Raw genomic sequence first — 20,804 nt, forward strand, 5'->3', positions numbered from 1 at the left:
CCCGATCACGACACGCCGAGGTCGTGGTCGATCAGGTCGAATATCTCGTCATCGGTTGCCGTGCCGAGGTCGTCGGCGGTGTCGGGACCCTGCTGGTCCAGGCTCCAGAGCAGTGCTTTGAGTCGCGCGGTGATCGCCTGCCTGGCCGCGGGTTCGGCGGCGAGATCGGTGATTGTCTCGGCGAGAGCGTCCAATTCGGTGAGTAGTGCGGCGGCGGGGTCCAGTTCGGCCGTCGGCAACAGCGCGGTGACGAACTCGGCGAGCGCGGTCGCGGTCGGCTGGTCGAAGAGCACCGTCACCGGCAGGTTCGTTCCGGTAGCGGCGCTGAGCCGGTTGCGCAGTTCCACCGAGGCCAACGAATCGAACCCGAGTTCGCCGAACGAACGGCCGGGCTGCACCGCCACGCCGGATTCGTACCCGAGCACCGCGGCCACATGGGCGTTCACCAGTTCCAGCACGATCTGGCGCTGTTGCTCCCCGGTTCGTCCGGTGAGCTGGGCGAGCAGTGCCGCACCCGGCGCCTGCGTCGCGCTCGCGTCGCCGAGGTCCCGGAGCTCGGGCAGCGCCTGCAGCACCGGCGCGGGCCGTCCCGCTTGGAACCGCTCGACGAATTCGGGCCAGTCCACGTCCGCGACAAGCAAGAACTGTTCGTCGTCGGCGAGCGCCTGTTCCAGCACCCCGAAGGCGAGGTCGCGTGGCAGCGGCGGCAGCCCGCGGGCGCGGAGCCGGGACCCGGTGTCGCCGCCGGACATTCCGTCGCCCGCGAGGGCGCTCCACGCGATGCTGAGGCCCGGCAGGCCGAGCGCGCGGCGCTGACACGCGAGGGCATCGAGATAGGCGTTGGCGGCGGCATAGGGCCCCTGGCCCGCGGCGCCGACCGTCGCGGCCATCGAGGAGAACAGGACGAAGGAGGACAGTTCCCGATCACGGGTCAGCTCGTGCAGAACGCGCGCACCGGCCACCTTGGGCCGAAGCACCCGGTCGATCTGGTCGGCGGTGAGCGTGCCGAGCATGCCGTCGGCCAGGGCGCCCGCGGCGTGCAGCACCGCGCCGAGGTCGACGTCGGTGAGCAGTTCCCGCATACGCTCGAGGTCTGCGACATCGGCGGCGGCGATGGTGACCGCGGCACCGAGTTCGGTGAGCTCGGCGTGCAGCGCGTCCGCGCCCGGCGCATCCGGTCCACTTCGGCTCACCAGCAACAGATTTCGGGCGCCCGCGCGGGCGAGGCGGCGGGCGAGGTCGGCACCGACACCGCCGGTGCCGCCGGTGATCAGGATCGTGCCTGGCAGCTGCCAGGTCCACTCGGCGGGGGTGGCGGGGCGGGCGCGCACCAGGTGTCTGGTGCGGACGCCGCCATCGCGGATCGCGAACTGGCGCTCCGTCTCCGTGGCGGCGAGCACTGATCCGAGCCGGGCCGCGTCGGCGGGTGAGCCGAGGTCGACGATCCCGCCCCACCGCTGCGGCTGTTCCAGCGCCAACGCCCCGGCAAGTCCCCAGGCCAACGCCTGAGTCGGGGCGATCGGGTCGCCCTCAGCCGCCGCGACCGCACCGCTGGTGATCAGCCATATCGGGGCCTGGTTTGTCGCGGCCAGTACCTCGACGGTGCGGGCGACGACGTCCGGTCCGGCGATGATCAGTATCCCGGCTACCTCGTCCATCCCGCCTGCTCGGTCCGCGCCGGGGTCGAACGAGAGCACCTGTGCGCCTTGCGCGGTCAGGGCCGCCGCGATGGGTTCACGCAGACCGTCGTGCGAACTGCCGTCGCCCGGACGGACCAGCAGCCACGTACCGGAGACCTGGCCCGTTTCGGGGATTTCGGCTTCGGTCCAGTCGACCCGGTATCGCCAATCGGCCGCCGAAGCGGCGGGGCGGGCGGATTCGGGGCGGTCCAGCCAGTAGCGCTGATGCTGAAACGCGTAGGTGGGCAGATCGACTCGGCGGGCGCCGGGGTAGACGGCGTGCCAATCGATCGGTGCGCCGTCGATGTGTAGTTGCGCGAGGGCGGTCAGCACCGAACCGGGTTCGGGGCGGTCGCGTCGCAGCATCGGAATGGCGGTGCCGACTGTCACCAGACTGGACAGCACCGGGCCCGGACCAGCTTCCACGAACCGGGAAACACTTTGTTCCACCAGAAAACTCAGACCCGCACCGAACCGCACCGGCTCGCGAACCTGACGCACCCAATACTTCGGCGACGTCAGGTCCGCATCCACCGAACCTGTCAGGTTCGACACCACGGGCATCGTCGGGTCGGAATAGGAGACACCGGTCAGCACCTGCTCGAACTCGGCCAGCATCGGCTCCATCCGCTGCGAATGGAACGCGTGCGAAACCGCCAGACGCTTTACCCGAGAACCGGATTCAGCCATCCTCGCGGCGAACGCGTCCACCGCCTCCTCCTCACCAGAGACCACCACTGACCGCGGACCATTGACCGCCGCGATCTCCACACCAGCGACCAACGAAGCCACGACCTCGGCCTCAGACGCCTCGACCGCCACCATCGCCCCACCCCAGGCAAGGCCCTGCATCAACCGACCACGCGCGGTAACGACCCGCACCGCATCACCCAACGACCACACACCCGCCACATGAGCAGCAGCCAACTCCCCCACCGAATGCCCGATCAAGAAATCGGGACGCACACCCCAGGACTCCAACAACCTGAACAACGCCACCTCGACCGCGAACAAACCCACCTGCGCGAATTCTGTTCGCTCCAAAACAGATTCGTCGTCACCCCACAACACCTCGCGCAAGGAAATATCCGCCTGCGCCAGTACCGCATCGAAAGCGCTCGCGAACACCGGGAACTGCGCGTACAGCTCCCGACCCATCCCCAACCGCTGCGCACCCTGCCCCGGAAACAACACCGCCGTCTTCCCGGCGCGGTCGGCCTGTCCTTGCAGCAGACCAGTGGCGACGCCGTCCGCGAGCAATACCCGCAGACCACCGATCAGGCTGTCCCGATCACTGCCGACCACGGCCGCGCGATGGTCGAACGCCGAACGGGTGGTGGCCAGCGCGTGGCCCACGTCGGCGACGGGCACGTCATCGCGGGATTCCGCGAACGCCAGCAGTCGGGCAGCCTGCGCACGCAGTGCGGCGGGCGTGCGCGCCGACAGCATCCAGGCGACCACAGATGGCGCTGCAGGCCGATCGTGCTCCGGCGCAACAGTATCGACTGGTTCGGGTTCCGCGATGATCACGTGGGCATTGGTCCCGCTGACCCCGAACGCGGACACCCCCGCCCGGCGGACCCGCGCGCCCGCCGACCAGTCCGCACTCTCGGTCAACAACCTGACGTGTCCCGCCGACCAGTCCACCCGAGACGACGCGATGTCCGCGTGCAGCGTCTTGGGCAACGTCTGATTGCGCAGGGCCATGACCATCTTGATCACCCCGGCGATGCCCGCCGCCGCCTGGGTGTGCCCGATATTCGACTTCACCGTGCCCAGCGCCACCGGTTCCTCCCGGCCGCGGCCATAGGTCGCCAGGATCGCCCCGGCTTCGATCGGGTCGCCCAGCGTCGTCCCCGTGCCGTGCGCCTCCACGACATCCACCTCGGACGCGGACAACCCGGCATTGGCCAGCGCCTGTCGGATGACCCGTTGCTGCGCGAGCCCATTGGGCGCGGTCAGGCCGTTGGACGCACCGTCCTGATTGACCGCCGACCCCGCGATGACGCCGAGCACCGGATGCCCGAGTCGACGGGCGTCGGACAATCGCTCCAGCAGCACGAGTCCGGCGCCCTCGCCCCAGCCGACACCGTCGGCCGCGTCGCCGAAGGCCCTGCAGCGGCCGTCGGGCGACAATCCGCGCTGCCGACTGAACTCCACGAGCACCGCCGGGTTCGCCATCACCGCGGCCCCACCGGCCAGCGCGAGCGTGCACTCTCCGTTGCGCAGCGCCTGCGCCGCCAGGTGCAGCGCGACCAGCGCGGACGAGCACGCGGTATCGATCGTCACAGCGGGGCCTTCCAGCCCGAGCGTGTACGCGATCCGGCCGGTCAGCACGCTCGGCACGGTGCCGATCAACAGATTGCCCTCGACGCTCTTTGGCGCGAGTCCCGGGTCGCCGCCGTACTGGAACGAGGTCGCGCCGGCGAAGACGCCGGTAGCCGATCCGTCCAGCGACTGCGGATCGATACCGGCCCGTTCGATTGCCTCCCAGGCGATTTCGAGCAGCAGGCGCTGCTGCGGATCGGTGGCCAACGCTTCTCGCGGCGAGATGCGGAAGAACTCGGCGTCGAAATCGCCCGCGTCATAGAGGAACGCGCCCTCGGCGGTGGTACAGGAGCCAGATCGGGTGGGGTCCGGGTCGTAGAGCGTGCCGAGATCCCAGCCGCGATCGGTGGGGAAGTCCCCCACCGTGTCGACGCCCGCGGCGACCAGATCCCACAGGTCTTCCGGGCTGCACACCCCACCTGGGAACCGGCACGCCATCGAGACGATCGCGATCGGCTCATTGTTGCGCGCCTCGGCTTCGCGCAGCCGCTGTCGGGTGCGTTGCAAGTCGGCGGAGACTCGCTTGAGGTAGTCGAGCAGCTTTTCTTCGGTCGGATTCGACATGGCCTCACGCCCCGAGTTCGTTGTCGATGAAGTCGAAGATCTCCTCGGCGGTCGCGGCGCCGACCTGGTCGACGCCGAGCGCGGGGCTCTCGTCGAACCGGGCGAGCAGCACCCGCAGCCGGGCCGCCACCTGCGTGCTCTCGGCCACCGAGCCGGGACCGAGCCGGGCGAGCGCCTGTTCCAGGCGGTCCAGTTCGCCGAGGACCGAGTCGTCGGTTCCGAACAGCTCGGCCAGCAGATGTTCGGCGATGGACGCCGCGGACGGATGGTCGAAGACCACAGTGGTCGGCAGCCGAAGGCCGGTTGCCAGGTTCAGTCGGTCCCGCAGTTCGACCGCGGTCAGCGAATCGAAGCCGAGGTCGGTGAAGGCCGCGTCCGCGGCCAGCGCGTCCGGGGACACGTGCCCGAGGACCGCCGCGGCGTTCTCACGCACCATCGCGTGCACGGCGGCGGATCGGTCCGCGACAGGCAGGTCGGCCAGTGTCGCGGGCAGTGTGATGCCGCCGGGCTCGTCCTCGGTCGCGGGCGCGCTGTAGGCGCGGACCTCGGGCAGGTCGGCGATGAGTGGGCGCGCGCGTGCCGCGGTGTAGCCGGGTGTGAATCGGTCCCAGCGCACGTCCGCGAGGACCGCGCCCGCGGCCGATGTGGTGATCGTGTCGCGCAGTGCGGCGATGGCCAGATCGGCGGGCATCGCCGCCAAACCGCGGCGCTCGAGCAATTCCTCGACCTCGGCGCCTTCGATCATCCCCTCGCCTGCCCACGGACCCCAGGCGATCGAGGTGGCCGGGTGGCCCGCGGCCCGGCGCTGCTCGGCGATCGCGTCGAGCACGGCATTGGCCGCGGCGTACGCACCCTGACCGCCGCTGCCCCAGGTCGCGGCGATCGAAGAGAACAGCACGAACGCGTCGAGTTCGGCGGTGCGGAACAGGGAATCGAGTTCCAGCGCGCCGTTCACCTTGCCCGCGGCGGCCTCGGCCAGATCGGCCGCGGCCAGGTCGGCCACCGCGCCGAACCGGACGATCCCCGCCGCGTGCAGTACCGCCCGGATCGGCGGCCCGTCGGCCCGCACCCGCTCGATCAGCGCACGCACGGCGATGCGGTCCGCGGTATCGCAGGCTGCGATGACTACGTCCGCGCCGAGCGCGGTCAGTTCCGTGTGCAACGCTTCGGCGCCCGGCGCTGCGGAACCGCGCCGCGAGGCCAAGACGAGTCGGCTCGCCCCGTTGACGGCGGCCCAGCGCGCGATCTGCGCGCCGATTCCGCCGGTGCCGCCGGTGATCAGCACCGTGTCTCGCGGTGCCCATCCGGTGGTGGCGCGCAGACTCGCTCGACCGAGCCTGCGTGCGAAGACGCCGGACTTGCGGATCGCCAACTGGTCCTCGGTGCCGGACAGCGCGCCCGCCAACCGACTCGCCGTGTGCTCGTCCAAGACCGAGGGCAGGTCGATCAGGCCGCCCCAGCGACGGGGCTGTTCCAGTCCGATCACCCGGCCGAGGCCCAGGACCGCGGCCTGGGCGCCGCCGCGCGCCCGGTCGCCCTCGGCCACCACGAGCGCGTCCCGGGTCACCAGCCACAGCGGTGCGCCGACACCGAGCTCGTCGAGTGCCTGTACCAGTGCGAGAGTGGAGGTGAGACCCGTTGGAAGGCAGTCATATTCGGGGTGCGGCCGCTCGTCGAGGGCGAGCAGCGAGAAGACGCCGCCGATCGTCGCGCCGTGCTCGCCGTGAGCGGCGAGCACCGCGGCCCGGACCGCCTCCGCGATCGCGGCGGATTCGGCGCCCGCGGTGACGGCGACCCGCACTACATCCGCGCCGAGACCGCCGATCGCGGTGCGGACGAAGTCCTCGTCCGCGTGCCCGGCCGGAGCGAGCGCGAGCCAGCATCCCGACGGCGCGGCGGCGGGCGCCGATTCGACCGGTTTCCAGGTGATCCGGTATCGCCACGAGTCCACTTCGGAACGCTGTGGTGCCGTCGGCACCTGCGGAGCGTCGAACCAGAGGCGACGGCGCTGAAACGGATACGTCGGCAGGTGCACCCGCACACCGGTATCGGGCACCAACGCAGCCCAGTCGACCGGGACGCCGCTGGTATGCAGGCGAGCGAGGGCAGCCAGCGCGGCCTGATCCTCCGCGACACCTTTGCGTGCGACCGATTCCACAACCGCGTCGGCACCGGCGCAGTCACGTACCGCGGGCGCGAGTACCGGCGTCGGACCGATTTCCAGGAACGCGGTGACACCGTGCGCGGCGAGCGCGGCGAGGCCGTCGGCGAACCGGACGGTGTCGCGCACCTGCCGCACCCAGTAGTCCGGTGCGCCGAGTTCGGCGAGCGAGATCGCCGCACCGGTCACGGTGGAAACCAACGGGATCGTCGGCTCGGTGAACTCGATCGTTTCGACGATCGACCGGAACTCCGCCAGCATCGGGTCCATGCGGTGCGAGTGGAAACCGTGCGACACCTTCAGTGTGCTGATCCGATGACCGCTCGCCGAGAGCAGACCCGCCACCGCCTCGACCTCGTCGGCGTCGCCGGACAGCACCACGGCGCGCGGACTGTTGATCGCGGCCAGGTCCACGTTCGCCGACAGCAGTGGGCGCACCTCGTCCACACCTGCCGCCACCGCGACCATCGCCGCACCCGCGGGCAACTGCTGCATCAACCTGCCGCGCGCGGCGACCAGTCGGGCCGCGTCGGCCAGCGACATCGCCCCGGCCACGTAGGCCGCGCTGAGTTCGCCGATCGAATGCCCGGCCACATGATCGGGCCGCACACCCCAGGACAGGAACAGTTGGGCGAGCGCGGTTTCCACCGCGAACAACGCGGGCTGGGTGTATCCGGTCGCGTCGAGCAGATCGGCCTCCGTTCCCCACATCACCTCTTCGAGCGGTCGGTCCAGCAGCGGATTCAGCGCCGCCACGGCCGCGTCGAGCGCCGCGGCGAAAACCGGGAACCGGGCGTGCAATTCCCGGCCCATGCCGAGTACCTGCGCGCCCTGTCCGGCGAACAGGAAGGCGAGCTGACCGGACGAACGGACCACGCCCACCTCGAGACCGGGCGCGTCTTCGCCGGCGGCGCAGGCACGCAGCCCGCGCAGCAACTCCGCGCTGTCGCGCCCGAGCGCGACGGCCCGATGTTCGAAGGCCGTCCTGGTCCCGGCGAGCGCGCTACCGATCGCGACCGGATCGCCGACGACGGTGTCCAACCGGCGCGCCTGCTCGCGCAAGGCCTCGGGGGTGCGGGCCGAGATCGGCCACGCTTTCCATTCCGGTCCCGATGGCGCCGCGACCACCGGTGCCACCTGATCGCCCTCGGCCAGAATCACATGCGCGTTCGTCCCGCTGATACCGAACGCCGAGACGCCCGCGCGGCGCGGACGCCCGGTCGCGGGCCAGTCGAGATGTTCGGTCAGCAACTCCACCGCGCCCGCCGACCAGTCGACATGGGCGGACGGTTCGTCCACGTGCAGGGTCGCGGGCAACTGCCGATGCCGCATGGCGAGCACCATCTTGATCACGCCCGCGACACCCGCGGCCGCCTGGGTGTGCCCGATATTCGACTTCAGCGCGCCCAGCCACAGTGGACGCTCGCGGTCCTGGCCGTAGGTGGCCAGCAGCGCCTGCGCCTCGATCGGATCGCCGAGCCGGGTGCCGGTCCCGTGCGCTTCCACCGCGTCCACCTCCGCCGCGGACAGCCCGGCGTCAGCGAGCGCCTGCCGGATCACCCGCTGCTGAGACGGACCGTTCGGCGCGGCGAGCCCGTTGGACGCACCGTCCTGATTGACCGCCGAACCCGCGAGGCGCGCAAGCACTTCGTGCCCGTTGCGCCTGGCATCGGAGAGTCGTTCGAGCAGCACGAGGCCGACGCCCTCACCCCAGGCCGTGCCGTCGGCGGCAGTCGCGAACGCCTTGCAGCGCCCGTCCGGCGCCAGCCCGCGCTGCCTGCTGAACTCGACGAACAACCCCGGCGTCGACATCACCGTCACGCCACCGGCCACCGCGAGTGTGCACTCACCGTTGCGCAGCGCCTGCGCCGCCCAGTGCAGCGCGACCAGCGACGACGAGCACGCCGTGTCCAGCGTCACCGCGGGCCCCTCCAGCCCCAGTGTGTAGGCCACTCGGCCCGACACCACGCTGGCCGCCTTGCCGGTGAGCAGATAGCCCTCCAGATCCTGCGGCGCGTGCTGTAGGTGCGCGGCGTAGTCCTGACCATTGGTGCCGATGAACACACCGGTATCGGTGCCGCGTAACGAGTCCGGTGCGATTCCCGCCCGTTCGAACAGCTCCCACGCGCTTTCCAGTAGCAGTCGCTGCTGCGGGTCCATCGCGAGCGCCTCGCGCGGTGAGATCCCGAAGAACGCCGGGTCGAATTCGTAAGCGTCGTAGAGGAATCCGCCGGACCTGACGTAGCTCTTGCCGCGCCGGTCCGGATCGGGGTCGAACAGATCGTCGACGTCCCAGTTGCGATCCTCCGGAAACGCCGAGATCACGTCCCGGCCCTCGGCGACGACCTGCCACAGCTCGTCGGGCGTGCGCACGCCGCCGGGGAAACGGCAGCTCATTCCCACGAGCACGATCGGGTCGTCGGACAGGGCCGCGGTCCGGCCGAGTTCTGGCGCGGGCGCACGCTCGCCGCGCAGTTCCGCGTCGAGATGGGCGGCGAGCACGGCCGGGGTCGGGTAGTCGAAAAGCAGCGTCGTCGGCAGCGGCAGACCGGTCGCGGCCTTGAGCTGATTGCGCAGTTCGACCGCGGTGAGCGAATCGTAACCGGCGTCTCGGAACGCCTGATTCGCACCGACCGCGTCCGACGCGGCGTGTCCGAGCACCGCGGCCGCGTGCCCGCGCACCAGTTCGAGCAGCACCTGCCTGCGTTCGGCGGCGGGCATCTGCGCGAGCCGATCGGTGAACGAGGACTGCGCGGCGGTCGTGGCCGCCGCACGGCGCTTGCTCCGGACGCGGACCAAGCCGCGCAGCGGCGGCGCGACGCTGTCGCGTTCTGCCCTGGCGCGCAACGCGGTCAGATCGAGGTCGACCGCGAGCAGTGCGGGCGCATCGGCCACGAGGGCGGAATCGAAAAGGGCCAGGCCATCCGCCGAGTCCAGCGGACGGACGCCGGACTTGGCCATCCGCCGTAGATCCAGCTCGGACAGATGCTCGCTCATCCCGCTGCGCTCGGCCCAGAACCCCCACCCGATCGACAGCGCGGCCAGCCCCGCGGCCCGACGGTGCTGCGCGAGCGCGTCGAGGAACGCGTTGGCCGCACCGTATCCGGCCTGGCCCGCACCGCCGAGGGTGGCGACCATGGACGAGTACATGATGAACGCGGTCAGGTCGAGATCCGCGGTCAGCTCGTGCAGATTCAGGGCGGCGTCGACCTTGGCCCGCAGCACCCGGTTCACCTGTTCCCGGCTGAGTTCGGTGAGCACACCGTCGTCGAGGACGCCCGCCGCGTGCACCACCGCGACCAGCGGATGCGCCGGCTCGATCTCGGAAAGCAACTGGCGCAACGCGTCTCGGTCGGCGGCATCGCACGCCGCCACCGTGACCCGCGCGCCGAGTTCGCTCAGCTCCGCGACGAGTTCGGCCGCGCCTGCCGCGTCGGGGCCGCGACGGCTCACCGCCAGGATGTGGCGAACGCCGTGCGCGGTGACCAGATGACGGGCGAGCAGCGCGCCGAGTGTTCCGGTCGCGCCGGTGATCAGCACCGTGCCGGTGGCCGGGAACACGGGGGCAGCAGCCGCCGACCGAGCGACCCGGACGAGCCGGGGTGCCCGCACAACGCCCGACCGCACCGCCAGCTGCGCTTCGTCCACGGCGAGCGCCACGCCGAGCTCGGCCGAATCCCGTTCGAGGTCGACCAGCGCGATGCGATCCGGATGTTCGGCTTGCACCGATCGCACGAACCCCCACACCGCGGCGCCCGCCAGGTTCAGCACGTCCTGCCCCGGGTGTGCGGCTATCGCACCTCGGGTCACGATCACCAACCGGGCGTCGTCGAAGCGCGGCGCGCTGATCCACGCGCGGGTCACATCCAGCGCGCGGCCCACTGCGGTATAGACGTCGACCTCGCTGCCGAAATCGGCGACCACGACAGCCGGGCAGGGATCGGGCAGGACATCGAGATCGGCATAGTGTGCGGCCAGGAGGCCGAAATCGTGCGTTCCGAGCACTGCCACTGTGCCGGCGGACGGAACGCCGACATCATTCGAGGGGGTCCCCACCGCGCCGTGGGGCACTTCCGGCCATTCCACCTGAAACAGTGCGTCCAGCGACCGGGCCGCCGCGAGCCCGTCGGTGAACCGCACCGTTTCGATAGTCGCGACCGGCGTTCCGATCGCATCGGCGATCCATATCGACGCCGTATCGGAACCGGTCCGTGTGCACCTGGCCCGCACCGTGGTCGCGCCGATCGCATACAGCGAGAAGCCGTGCATTGTCGTCGGTTCACCCGAACTGCCTACGCGCAGAACTGTTTCGAGCAGCAAGGGGTGCAGGCCGAAGGAACCGGCGTCGGCGGGCAGCGTCGTTTCGATGTAGACGTCGTCGCCCGCCAACCAGACGGGATGCCCGGAGCGCACATCCGCGACAGCGTCCACGGGTGGCCACGCGGCGAGGTCGAAGTCCGCGGCCGGAGACCGTTCGACCAGGACACCGCTCGCGTACCGGGTCCACGGCTCCTCGGTGTCGATCGGGCGCGCGTACACGGTGACCGGCCGTTCGCCCGCGTCGTCGGACGCCGCCACCGCGACCTGGACGATCACGCTCGCGCGGTCCGCGATGGTCAACGGGGCGCCCAGCTCGAACCGGGTCAGGTGGTCCGCGCCGATGCGGCTGCCCGCGTGGATCGCCAGTTCCGCGAGCAGGGCGGCGGGCATGCGGGTTACGCCGTCACCGGCGAATTCGGCCAGCCACGGGTGGGCGCGGGGTGCGAGTACGCCGGTGAGCACGACACCGGCATCGTCGGCCAATTCCAGGGCCGCGCTGAGAATCGGATGGTCCGCCACAGCCAGACCGGTGGACCGAACGTCACCGCCCGTGCGTGGCTTCAACCAATACCGGCTGCGCTGGAACGGATAGGTCGGCAGGTCGACCCGCGCGCGTGGCCCGCCGAACACCGCGGTCCAGTCGATGTCGACGCCGCACGCCCACGCCTCCGACAGCGAGGTCAGGAAACGCTGTTTGCCACCCTCTTCGCGCCGCAGCGACGCGACGGTGACCACCGGTCGTCCGGTGTCCTCGGCGGTGTCGAGCAGGGCGGCGGCGAGCACCGGATGGCTACTCGCCTCGATGAAGACGCGGTGCTCGCCCGCGAGCAGCGCGCGGGTGGCCGCCTCGAAGCGGACCGGTTCGCGCATATTGCGGTACCAGTACGCCGCGTCCATGGTGGTGGTGTCCAGCAGCGCACCGGTCACTGTGGAGTAGAATGGAATTCGCGCCGCGCGGGGTGCCACCGGAGCGAGCGCGGCGTAGAGCCGGTCGCGGAGCACGTCGACCTGGGCGGAGTGGCCCGCGGTGTCGACCCCGGCTACGCGACGGGCTTTGACACCCTCCTCGACCAGTTCGGCGAGCAGCGCGTCCAGCTCGGCGGGATCACCGGCCAGCGCCACCGATCCCGGCGAGTTCACCGCGGCGACTTCCACGCCGGCGGGCAACCGATCCACGATCTGCGCCGCGGCCAGGTTCACCGAGGCCATCGCGCCCTTGCCGCGCAGTTCCCACCACGCCTGGCTGCGCAGCGCGACCACTCGGGCCGCGTCCTCCAGCGACAGCGCGCCCGCCACGTACGCGGCCGCGATCTCACCCTGCGAGTGGCCGACCACCGCGTCCGGCGTCACGCCGTACGCCCGCCACAGCGAGGCCAGCGACACCATCATGGTGAACAGCACCGGCTGCACGACATCCACCCTGGACAGCTCCGGCGCACCCTCGACCCGCCGCAGCACATCGAGCACCGACCAGCCGGTGAACGTCCGCAGTGCGGCGTCACACTCGGCCGCCGTAGCGGCGAACTCCGGTGCGGTATCCAGCAGTTCCCGACCCATGTCGGGCCACTGCGGCCCCTGCCCCGGAAACACCAGGACGACCTTGCCCGCACTTTCGGCCCGCCCTCGAACCACACTCGGGTCCGGTGCCTCCGCGACGACAGCGGCCAGCCCCCGACGCAGATCCGTCACCTGGTCCGCGACCACAACCGCACGATGGTCGAACATCGCCCTGCCGGTCGCGAGTGCGTAGCCGACGTCCACAGCGGCGCCCGTCCGAGCCGGATCGTCCAGCCAGGAAAGCAACTGTTCGGCCCGCTCGCGCACGGCCACCTCGGAACGGGCCGAAAGAACCCACGGCACGGCGGACTTCGACGGTGCGGCCGCCGCATTCTCGGCCAGCACAGCAGCACTCACCGCTGGTATGACGGCACTCGGCTCCGAGGCAACGGCACTCGAGTCGGACGCACCTGCTACCGGAACCGCGGAGGTTGTTTCCGGTGGCGCCTGCTCCACGATGACGTGCACGTTGGTGCCGCTGATCCCGAAGGCGGAGACGCCGGCCCGGCGGGGGGCACCGGTGTCCGGCCACGGGGTGCTCTCGGTGAGCAGGTGAAGCGCGCCGGAGGACCAGTCCACGTGAGGGGAGGGCTCGTCGGCGTGGAGCGTTCTGGGTAGCTGCCCGTGTCGCATGGCCAGCACCATCTTCAGTACGCCCGCGAGTCCGGCGGCTGCCTGTGTGTGGCCGATATTCGACTTCAGGGAGCCGAGCAGCAGTGGCCGCTCTCGTTCGCGACCATAGGTTTCCAGGAGCGCACCCGCTTCGACCGGGTCACCGAGGGCGGTTCCGGTGCCGTGCGCCTCCACGGCGTCGATGTCGGTGGCAGTCAACCCCGCGTTGGCCAGCGCCTGCCGGATCACGCTCTGCTGTGCCAGGCCGTTCGGCGCGGTGAGCCCGTTGGACGCACCGTCCTGATTGACCGCGGACCCGCGGATCACGGCGAGCACTTCGTGGCCCGCGGCGCGCGCGTCCGCGAGCCGTTCGACGAGCAGCACGACCGCGCCCTCGCTCCAGCCGGTGCCGTCGGCGGCGGCCGAGAAGGCTTTGCATCGCCCGTCCGGGGACAGCGCCCGCTGCTTGCTGAGTTCGATGAAGATGTCGGGGTTCGCCAACACGGTCACGCCGCCGACCAGGGCCAGTGGACTCTCCCCGCTGCGCACGGACTGGCAGGCCAGATGCAGTGCCGTCAGTGAGGCCGAACACGCGGTGTCCACCGTGAGCGCTGGGCCGTGCAGGCCGAGGGTGTACGCGATCCGGCCCGAGGCGACGCTCGTCGTGCTGCCGGTGAGCAGATACCCCGCGAAGCCGTCCGGGACCTGGTCCATGCGCGGCGCGTAGTCCTGTGGCATCGCACCGACGAACACGCCGGTGCGGCTGCCGCGCAGGGTGTTCGGATCGATGCCCGCTCGCTCGATCGCCTCCCACGCGGTCTCCAGCAGCAGCCGCTGCTGTGGGTCCATCGCGGTGGCCTCGCGGGGGCTGATCCCGAAGAACTCGGCGTCGAAGGATTCCGCGTCGTCGAGCAGGCCGCCGGTTCGCACGTAGCTGTGTCCGGGTCGGTCCGGGTCCGGGTCGTACCAGCGATCCACATCCCAACCGCGGTTGTCCGGGAACGGCGCGATCGCGTCGCGACCCTCGGCGAGCAGCTCCCACAATTGCTCGGGCGTGTACACGGCGCCGGGCAGTCGGCAGCTCATCGCGATGATCGCGACCGGCTCGTCGTCCGCGATCGCCCCCCGCGCGGCGAGCGTGGGCACCTCGTCGGCCTGCCGGATCCCGGCGATATGGGCTGCCAGCGCCGCCGGGGTCGTGTGGTCGAAGACCACCCCGGGCGCGAGGCCGAGTCCGGTGGCCGCATTGAGTAGTCGCACCAGCTCCAGCAGGGCCAGCGAATCGAACCCGAGCTTGTTGAACGCACGATCCTGGTCGATGGCGTCCGCGTTGTCGTAGCCGAGCACGGCCGCCACCACCGTGCTCACCAGTTCGACCGGATCAGTCTGCGCCCCATCGAAATCGGGCTCGTCGGCCTGCTGCCCCGCATCGACGAATACCGCTGCCACATGATCCCGCTCGACCTCCGGCTCGGCTCGGCCCGCGTGCTCCCGCGTGAGAGTCGGGGCGTCCGCTCGCGTACCCGCTGGGGTATCGAACCAGTACCGCCGTCGCTGAAAGGCATACGTCGGCAGCGTGTGCGGGCGCGGGCGGTGGCCACCGAACAGCGCCGCCCAGTCGATCGGTATGCCGTCGACGTGCAGCGCAGCCGCGGCGCTGAGCAATGATTCCGGCTCGGGGTGGTCTTTGCGCAGCAGCGCGATCGCCGTGTGGTCGGGACCGACGATCGTGCGGGTGAGTCCGGTGAGGACGCCGCCGGGTCCGGACTCGATGTAGCGGGTCACGCCGTGGGCGGCCAGGAATTCGATGCCGTCGGCGAAGCGAACGGTGGTGCGGGCGTGTCGTGTCCAATATTCCGGTGCGGCAGCTTGGTCGGCGGTGAGCGGTGTGCCGGTGACATTCGAGATCACCGGAATGCCGGGGGCGCGGGTGGACACCGTGGCGAACACTCTGGCGAATTCGTCGAGTATGGGGTCCATCCGGAACGAGTGGAAGGCGTGCGAAACCGCGAGGTGTTTCACTCGGCGGCCGCGCTCGGCGATGACCGTCGCGACCTGGTGCACCGCGTCCTCGTCACCGGAGACGACCACCGCGGCCGGGCCGTTCACCGCCGCGATCTCGACACCGGGGCCGAGCAGTGGAACCACCTCGTCGACGGAGGCATCCAACGCCACCATCGCTCCGCCGGTGGCGAGCGCGCCCATCAACCGACCCCGGGCCACCACCACCGCCGCGGCGTCCGACAGCGACCACACCCCGCTGACGTGTGCCGCGACCAATTCCCCGATCGAGTGACCGATCAGGTGATCCGGGCGCACACCGATCGACTCGAGCAGCCGGTACAGGGCGGTTTCCACCACGAAAAGCGCTGCCTGGGTGTACATCGTCTCATCGAGCGCTGCCCGATCCGCGCCCCACAGCACCGATCTCAACGGCCGATCCAAGTGCCGGTCCACCTCGGCCGCCGCGTCGGCGAAGGCAGCGCCGAACACCGCCGAGCTCTCACACAGCTCCTGGCCCATCCCGAACCACTGCGCACCCTGCCCCGGAAAGAGCACGGCGAGTGGGCCATCCGGCCGGGCCACCCCGCGCACGACGCTCGCGGCGGGTGTACCCGTGGCCAGTGCCGTCAGCCCGCGACGCAGTTGGTCGCCGGTTCGCCCGAGGACCACCGCGCGGTGGTCGAAAGCCGTGCGCGCGGTCGCCAGGGCGTAGCCGATATCCGCCGGGTCGACATCCGCCGGGTCGGCGCGGTCGAGTCCGGCGAGCAACCGATCCGCCTGCGTCCGCAGTGCGCCGGCGTTCGGCGCGGATACCATCCACGGCGTGACCACGGGCGCGGGCACGGCCTCGGCGGCCACACTCGGCTGATCCGCCAGCACGACATGGCAATTCGTGCCGCCCATCCCCCACGAGGACACCCCCGCGACGAGCCGTCCGTCCGGTCGCGGCCACGCTCCGAGCCGGGTCTGCACCCGCAACTTCAGTTCGGCCAGCGGGATTCGCGGGTTGGGCGTCGAGAAATTGAGCGACGCAGGCAGTTGCCGGTTCCGCAGTGCCAGCACTACTTTCAGCAATCCGGCGATGCCTGCGGCGCCCTCCAGGTGGCCGATGTTCGTCTTCACCGAGCCGACGAGCAGCGGACGGTCCGCGGCCCGTCCGGTACCGAACACCGCACCAGCACTCGCGGCCTCGACCGGATCGCCGACCTCGGTTCCGGTGCCGTGCAGTTCGAGGTACTGCACCTCCGCCGGGTCGATGCCGGCCCGTTCGTGCGCCAGACGCAGGACCTCCTGCTGCGCCGCGCCGTCCGGGGTCGCCAGACTGTCGCCGCCACCGCTGTTCACCGCGCTGCCACGGATCACGCAGTAGATGTCGTCGCGGTCGGCGAGCGCGGTCACGAGCCGTTTCAGCACGACGATCCCGCCGCCTTCGCCCCGGACGTAGCCGTTGGCGCGCTCGTCGAAGGTGTAGCACCGACCGTCCGGGGAGAGCGCGCCGAACCGATCGGCGTTCACCGCGCTGCCCAGCGCCAGATTGAGGTTCACCCCGCCCGCGAGCACGGTGTCGGATTCACCCGAACGCAAACTCTCACATGCCAGGTGGACGGCGACCAACGAAGACGATTGCCCGGTATCGACAACCAGGCTCGGTCCGCGCGCGCCCAGAAAGTACGAGACCCGGTTAGCGACGATGCTCCGATGCTGTCCGGTCAGGGTGAAGTGGTCGATCGGTTCACCCGAAGCGGTGCGCAGTGCCGCGTAGTCGTCGAGGGCGACGCCGAAGAAGACGCCGGTCCGGCTGCCACGCAGAGACTCCGGGAGCAAGCCCGCGTCTTCCAGTGCCTCCCAGGCCAATTCGAGCATGAGTCGCTGCTGCGGATCCATCGCGGTCGCTTCGCGGGGGGAGATGCCGAAGAAGCCCGGGTCGAATTCGGCCACCTCGTCGAGGAAGCCGCCGTACCCGATCGCGCCGGGCAGGTGCGCGCCGGGCCAGCGATCACCGGGCGGGCCGGTGATCGACGCGCGCCCCTGGACAAGCAACTGCCAGAACGCCGCCGGATCGGCGGCGTTCGGCAGTCGGCAGGAACTCCCGACAACCGCGATATCGAAACCTTCAGACATTACTAAACCTCTTCGTGCGCGCATTAAAATGCTGCAATTCAAATTAACACGGCGGTCGGTACGTGGATCAACCCCTAGCCGCCCCTGTCATCAATTGACGAACCCCTACAGCGGCTCGACACGACCCCGAGTTATTACCTCGGGACGGGCTGTCAGAAAAAAGTACAGGCTACGACTGATTCGCTTGACCGAGTAGCAGTTCGACCGGCAGATCCGCGCGCTTTCTCACATCCAATTTGCGATACACGCTGGTCAGATGCTGTTCTACCGTGCTGACAGTGATGTGGATCTGGTCGGCGATTTCACGATTGGTATGCCCGACCGCGGCAAGAGAAGCTACTCGCTTTTCGGATTCCGTCAATCCGGCCCGAGTCGGCTCCGACGATTTCCTGACCTCGTCGCCGATCGACCTTTCAGGTGACCGTGCGAGGGCCGAATTACCCGCATCCGCACGAATTATCTTCACCAGTTTCGCCGCACTACATTTCAGTGCCGTCGCCTGTTCACGTTGGCCCAGAATCTTGTGCGCCTCACTCAACGCGAGCATTGCCCGGTTCAGCAGGAAGACATCGCCGGAAAGGCGAAGCGATTTGATCGCCTCGCGCAATATCGGCACCCGCTGCGGTGCGCTGCGCACGTGTCCGAGCAGCAGCAGCGTCAGGCCGCGGCTACGCAAACAGTCGCCATGGGCTTGATCGAGCAGTTCGATCTGCTCCTCCAGCAGGCGTTCGGCCGCGACAGGATCGCGCATCCGCAGCCGCACGGCGGCCGCGCCGCTGCGCCACGGCACGAAGGTCGGCGTGTCCATTTCCCAGCCGCGCATCAATCTGCCGCAGAACTCGAAATCGGCGAGCGCGGCCTCCAGATGTCGGGCCGCGAGGTAGTACTGCCCACGCGCGTAAAGGTATTGCGCGCCATAGCGACTGGCGAATGTCACGTCGGGCAGCGGGTGCTGCACATGGCGGGCCGCGGTCGCCAGATCGTCCAGCCTGGTCGAGGCGAGCACGAGCGCACCGAGCGTGCGGCCGCTCTGCGCGCCCCACCCGTGCGCCGGAATGACCTCGAGCGCGGCGGTCGCGTAATTCTTCGCGGCGACCAACTGTCCTTGTCGCAGTGCGATTTCCGCGCGAACCGAGCCGAGTATCCCCGACCAGAGCGGCACACCTCGGGCGTCGGCCTCCTCGAGGAGCTCAGAACACAGCGCCGCAGCCTGCGGCACCTGCTCACTGAACACCAGGGTCTCCAGCGCGGCCTCGGCGATATCGAGGGTGTCATCGCCGAGCTGCAGAGTGGACAGCACGCGCACCGCGCAGTCACCGGCCGCGTCGTCCGCGCCGTCGGCGAGCACACGCTGAAGCGCCTCGGCCGCCGTGGTGCGCAGCCCGTCGGACACCTGGGTTGGTCGCAGGCCCGGATCGGGCGGTTCGTGCGATTCGAGATCGCTGACCAGGCGAGGGAAGCTGGCCTGCAGCAACCGCCGATACGAGGTGAACCCAGGCGTGGCGTGCGACAAGTTGCCGTCGGCGGTCCAGCCGATCAGCGCCGACGCCTCGTCCACCATGCCGTGCCAGATCAACTGCCACAGCAGCATTCCACCGTCACAGTCGGTGAGGTGGTCGTTCTTGTACGCGTCGAGCAGCGAACCGATATGCCGTTTGGCAACGGCCGGGTCGACGCGCATCTCGGTGCGTGCCAGCATCGCCTGGATACCGGCGCGCATCCGTTCGCCGTTGGCCGCGGCCATGGCCAATTCCAGATAGCGGGTCGCCGAGTCGAAGTTTTCGGCAGACGTCAGCATTAATCCGGCGCGCACAAGAATGTCTCGGGCCAGCGGGCCACTCGACTCACCGGCGGCGACCAGATGGACCGCGACCCGCACCGGCGAGACCGCCGAATTGTCCACCGCCAACTGCCGAGCCGCGCGACGGTGCAGCTCGGCCTGCCGGTGCCGAGTCATCCCGGCCAGGATCACGGCCCCACTCGCCGGATGACGGAACGCACGGCCGCCATCCTCGGTGAGCCCCATGGTGTCGAGCGCGGACAGCGCGCCCGCGACGCTTTCGGGTTCCAGATCCGCCATCCGGGCGAGCGATCGAATGCTCATCGCTGCCAACGACTCCGAGGCCGCGAGTACCGCCGCTACCTCGGCCACCGCGGCGACCTGCACATCCGCCCTGGCCAGGCATGCCGCGACGGCCTGCCGAAAATATGACCCGGTAGTCGGCTCGATCGTGTCCGACGGCGACCAGTCGTCCTCGATCAACGCCCGGACCAGACGCGGATTGCCGCCGGTGGCCCCGTGATACGCGGCCGCGGTGGCCGCGACCGCAGGGCCGGCGACCCGCTCGGGCAGCATCGCTGCCACGCCCGCTTCGGTCATATTGCCGAGCACGAACCGGCGCCAGGCCCTGGATTCGATCGGCTCGAAGGCCAGCACCGGCTGTGCGGCAGGGGTGAGCATCGACACGGTGAACACCATCGCCAGGTGTGTTCGGGACAATCGCTTCGCGAGGTGGTGCAGGCAGATGAGGGAGGCCGGGTCGACCAGGTCGGCGTCGTCCACCATGATCAGTACCGGTGTCGAGGCCACCGTGCGGGCCAGGGTCGTGGCCCACCCGTGCGCCAGCCGCAGCGCCTCGGTGTTCATATTCGCCGCAGCACCGGCGAGGTTCGCTTCGTAGTCGACGGCAACCGAATCGAGTCGTGTGATATCCGGGACGAAGTCGTCCGAGATATGCGGGACGGAATGCAGCAATTGGCATACGATGCCGAGCGGAATCGCATTTCCCTCGGGCGAACCGGCTGCCACCAGATACTGCACGCCCTTCTGCGCTGCGTACTCCGCCAAATCGCGCAATAGATCCGTTTTTCCGGTTCCGACACTTCCTCCGAGCAGCGCAACCCCGCCGGGACGCCCGCAATCACTGTCGATCAGACCGCGGAGAAATGCGATTTCCTCGGACCTCTGTACAAGCATTCGATCCCACCTGACTTTTCAACAGCTGTGCGGTGGCGCATCGTTGCTACCTCGTTACCAGGAAGTAACGTATAAATTACCGAACCGAGTTCGACTCGCATAGCAACGTCACCGGACTGCGGACTCCGACCCGAAAACGTGCGCCATCTACCCTCTTCTCGCTAAAGCCTGACTGAGCGGTTCGGCCAGTCTAGCCCGATCTCACGGGATGATGTACCCCTATAGGTGGCGTTCAAAACCCTTGTGCAACAGCGCTGTTCACCACCAAGCTTGCCACTGTGAAAGTAGCGGGTTGCGGCGGAGTTACGGCGAGTTGAACCCTAAATGCCTCACCTGGAGCCGGCTGGGCACAGAAAAAATGCTTTCACCTGGGACGACACCGAATTCACGGACCGAACCGCTACCGACCGGCACAATTCTCGCCCAGCCGTGGCATTCGCGGGTTTTTCCCAGCGAGAACCACGTGCGCGCAATGCACCTG

The 20,804-nt window shown here is 69.6% G+C and carries 2 protein-coding genes and 1 pseudogene; all 3 read right to left on the reverse strand.

Annotated features, from left to right (window positions below; genetic code table 11):
• Positions 1-5: 5 nt before the first annotated feature.
• A pseudogene (locus tag ACLJPD_RS17635) lies at positions 6-4,559 on the reverse strand (SDR family NAD(P)-dependent oxidoreductase); the annotation flags it as partial.
• Between the two features lie 16 nt (positions 4,560-4,575).
• Positions 4,576-17,346: an SDR family NAD(P)-dependent oxidoreductase gene (locus ACLJPD_RS17640; protein ID WP_410873280.1), complete on the reverse strand. Its 12,771-nt coding sequence runs from the start codon at positions 17,344-17,346 to the stop codon at positions 4,576-4,578.
• A 169-nt stretch (positions 17,347-17,515) separates the two neighbouring features.
• On the reverse strand, positions 17,516-20,323 hold the full coding sequence (locus ACLJPD_RS17645) for an AAA family ATPase (protein ID WP_410873281.1): 2,808 nt from the start codon (positions 20,321-20,323) through the stop codon (positions 17,516-17,518).
• Between the last annotated feature and the right edge of the window lie 481 nt (positions 20,324-20,804).

The sequence above is a fragment of the Nocardia sp. A7 genome (assembly GCF_046549215.1).
In the GTDB taxonomy this organism is placed as follows: Bacteria; Actinomycetota; Actinomycetes; order Mycobacteriales; family Mycobacteriaceae; genus Nocardia.

Bases quoted from the DNA above. Each gene is read 5' to 3' on its own strand.
- ACLJPD_RS17645 (WP_410873281.1), bottom strand. From the start codon at position 20,323: ATGCTTGTACAGAGGTCCGAGGAAATCGCATTTCTCCGCGGTCTGATC.
- ACLJPD_RS17640 (WP_410873280.1), bottom strand. From the start codon at position 17,346: ATGTCTGAAGGTTTCGATATCGCGGTTGTCGGGAGTTCCTGCCGACTG.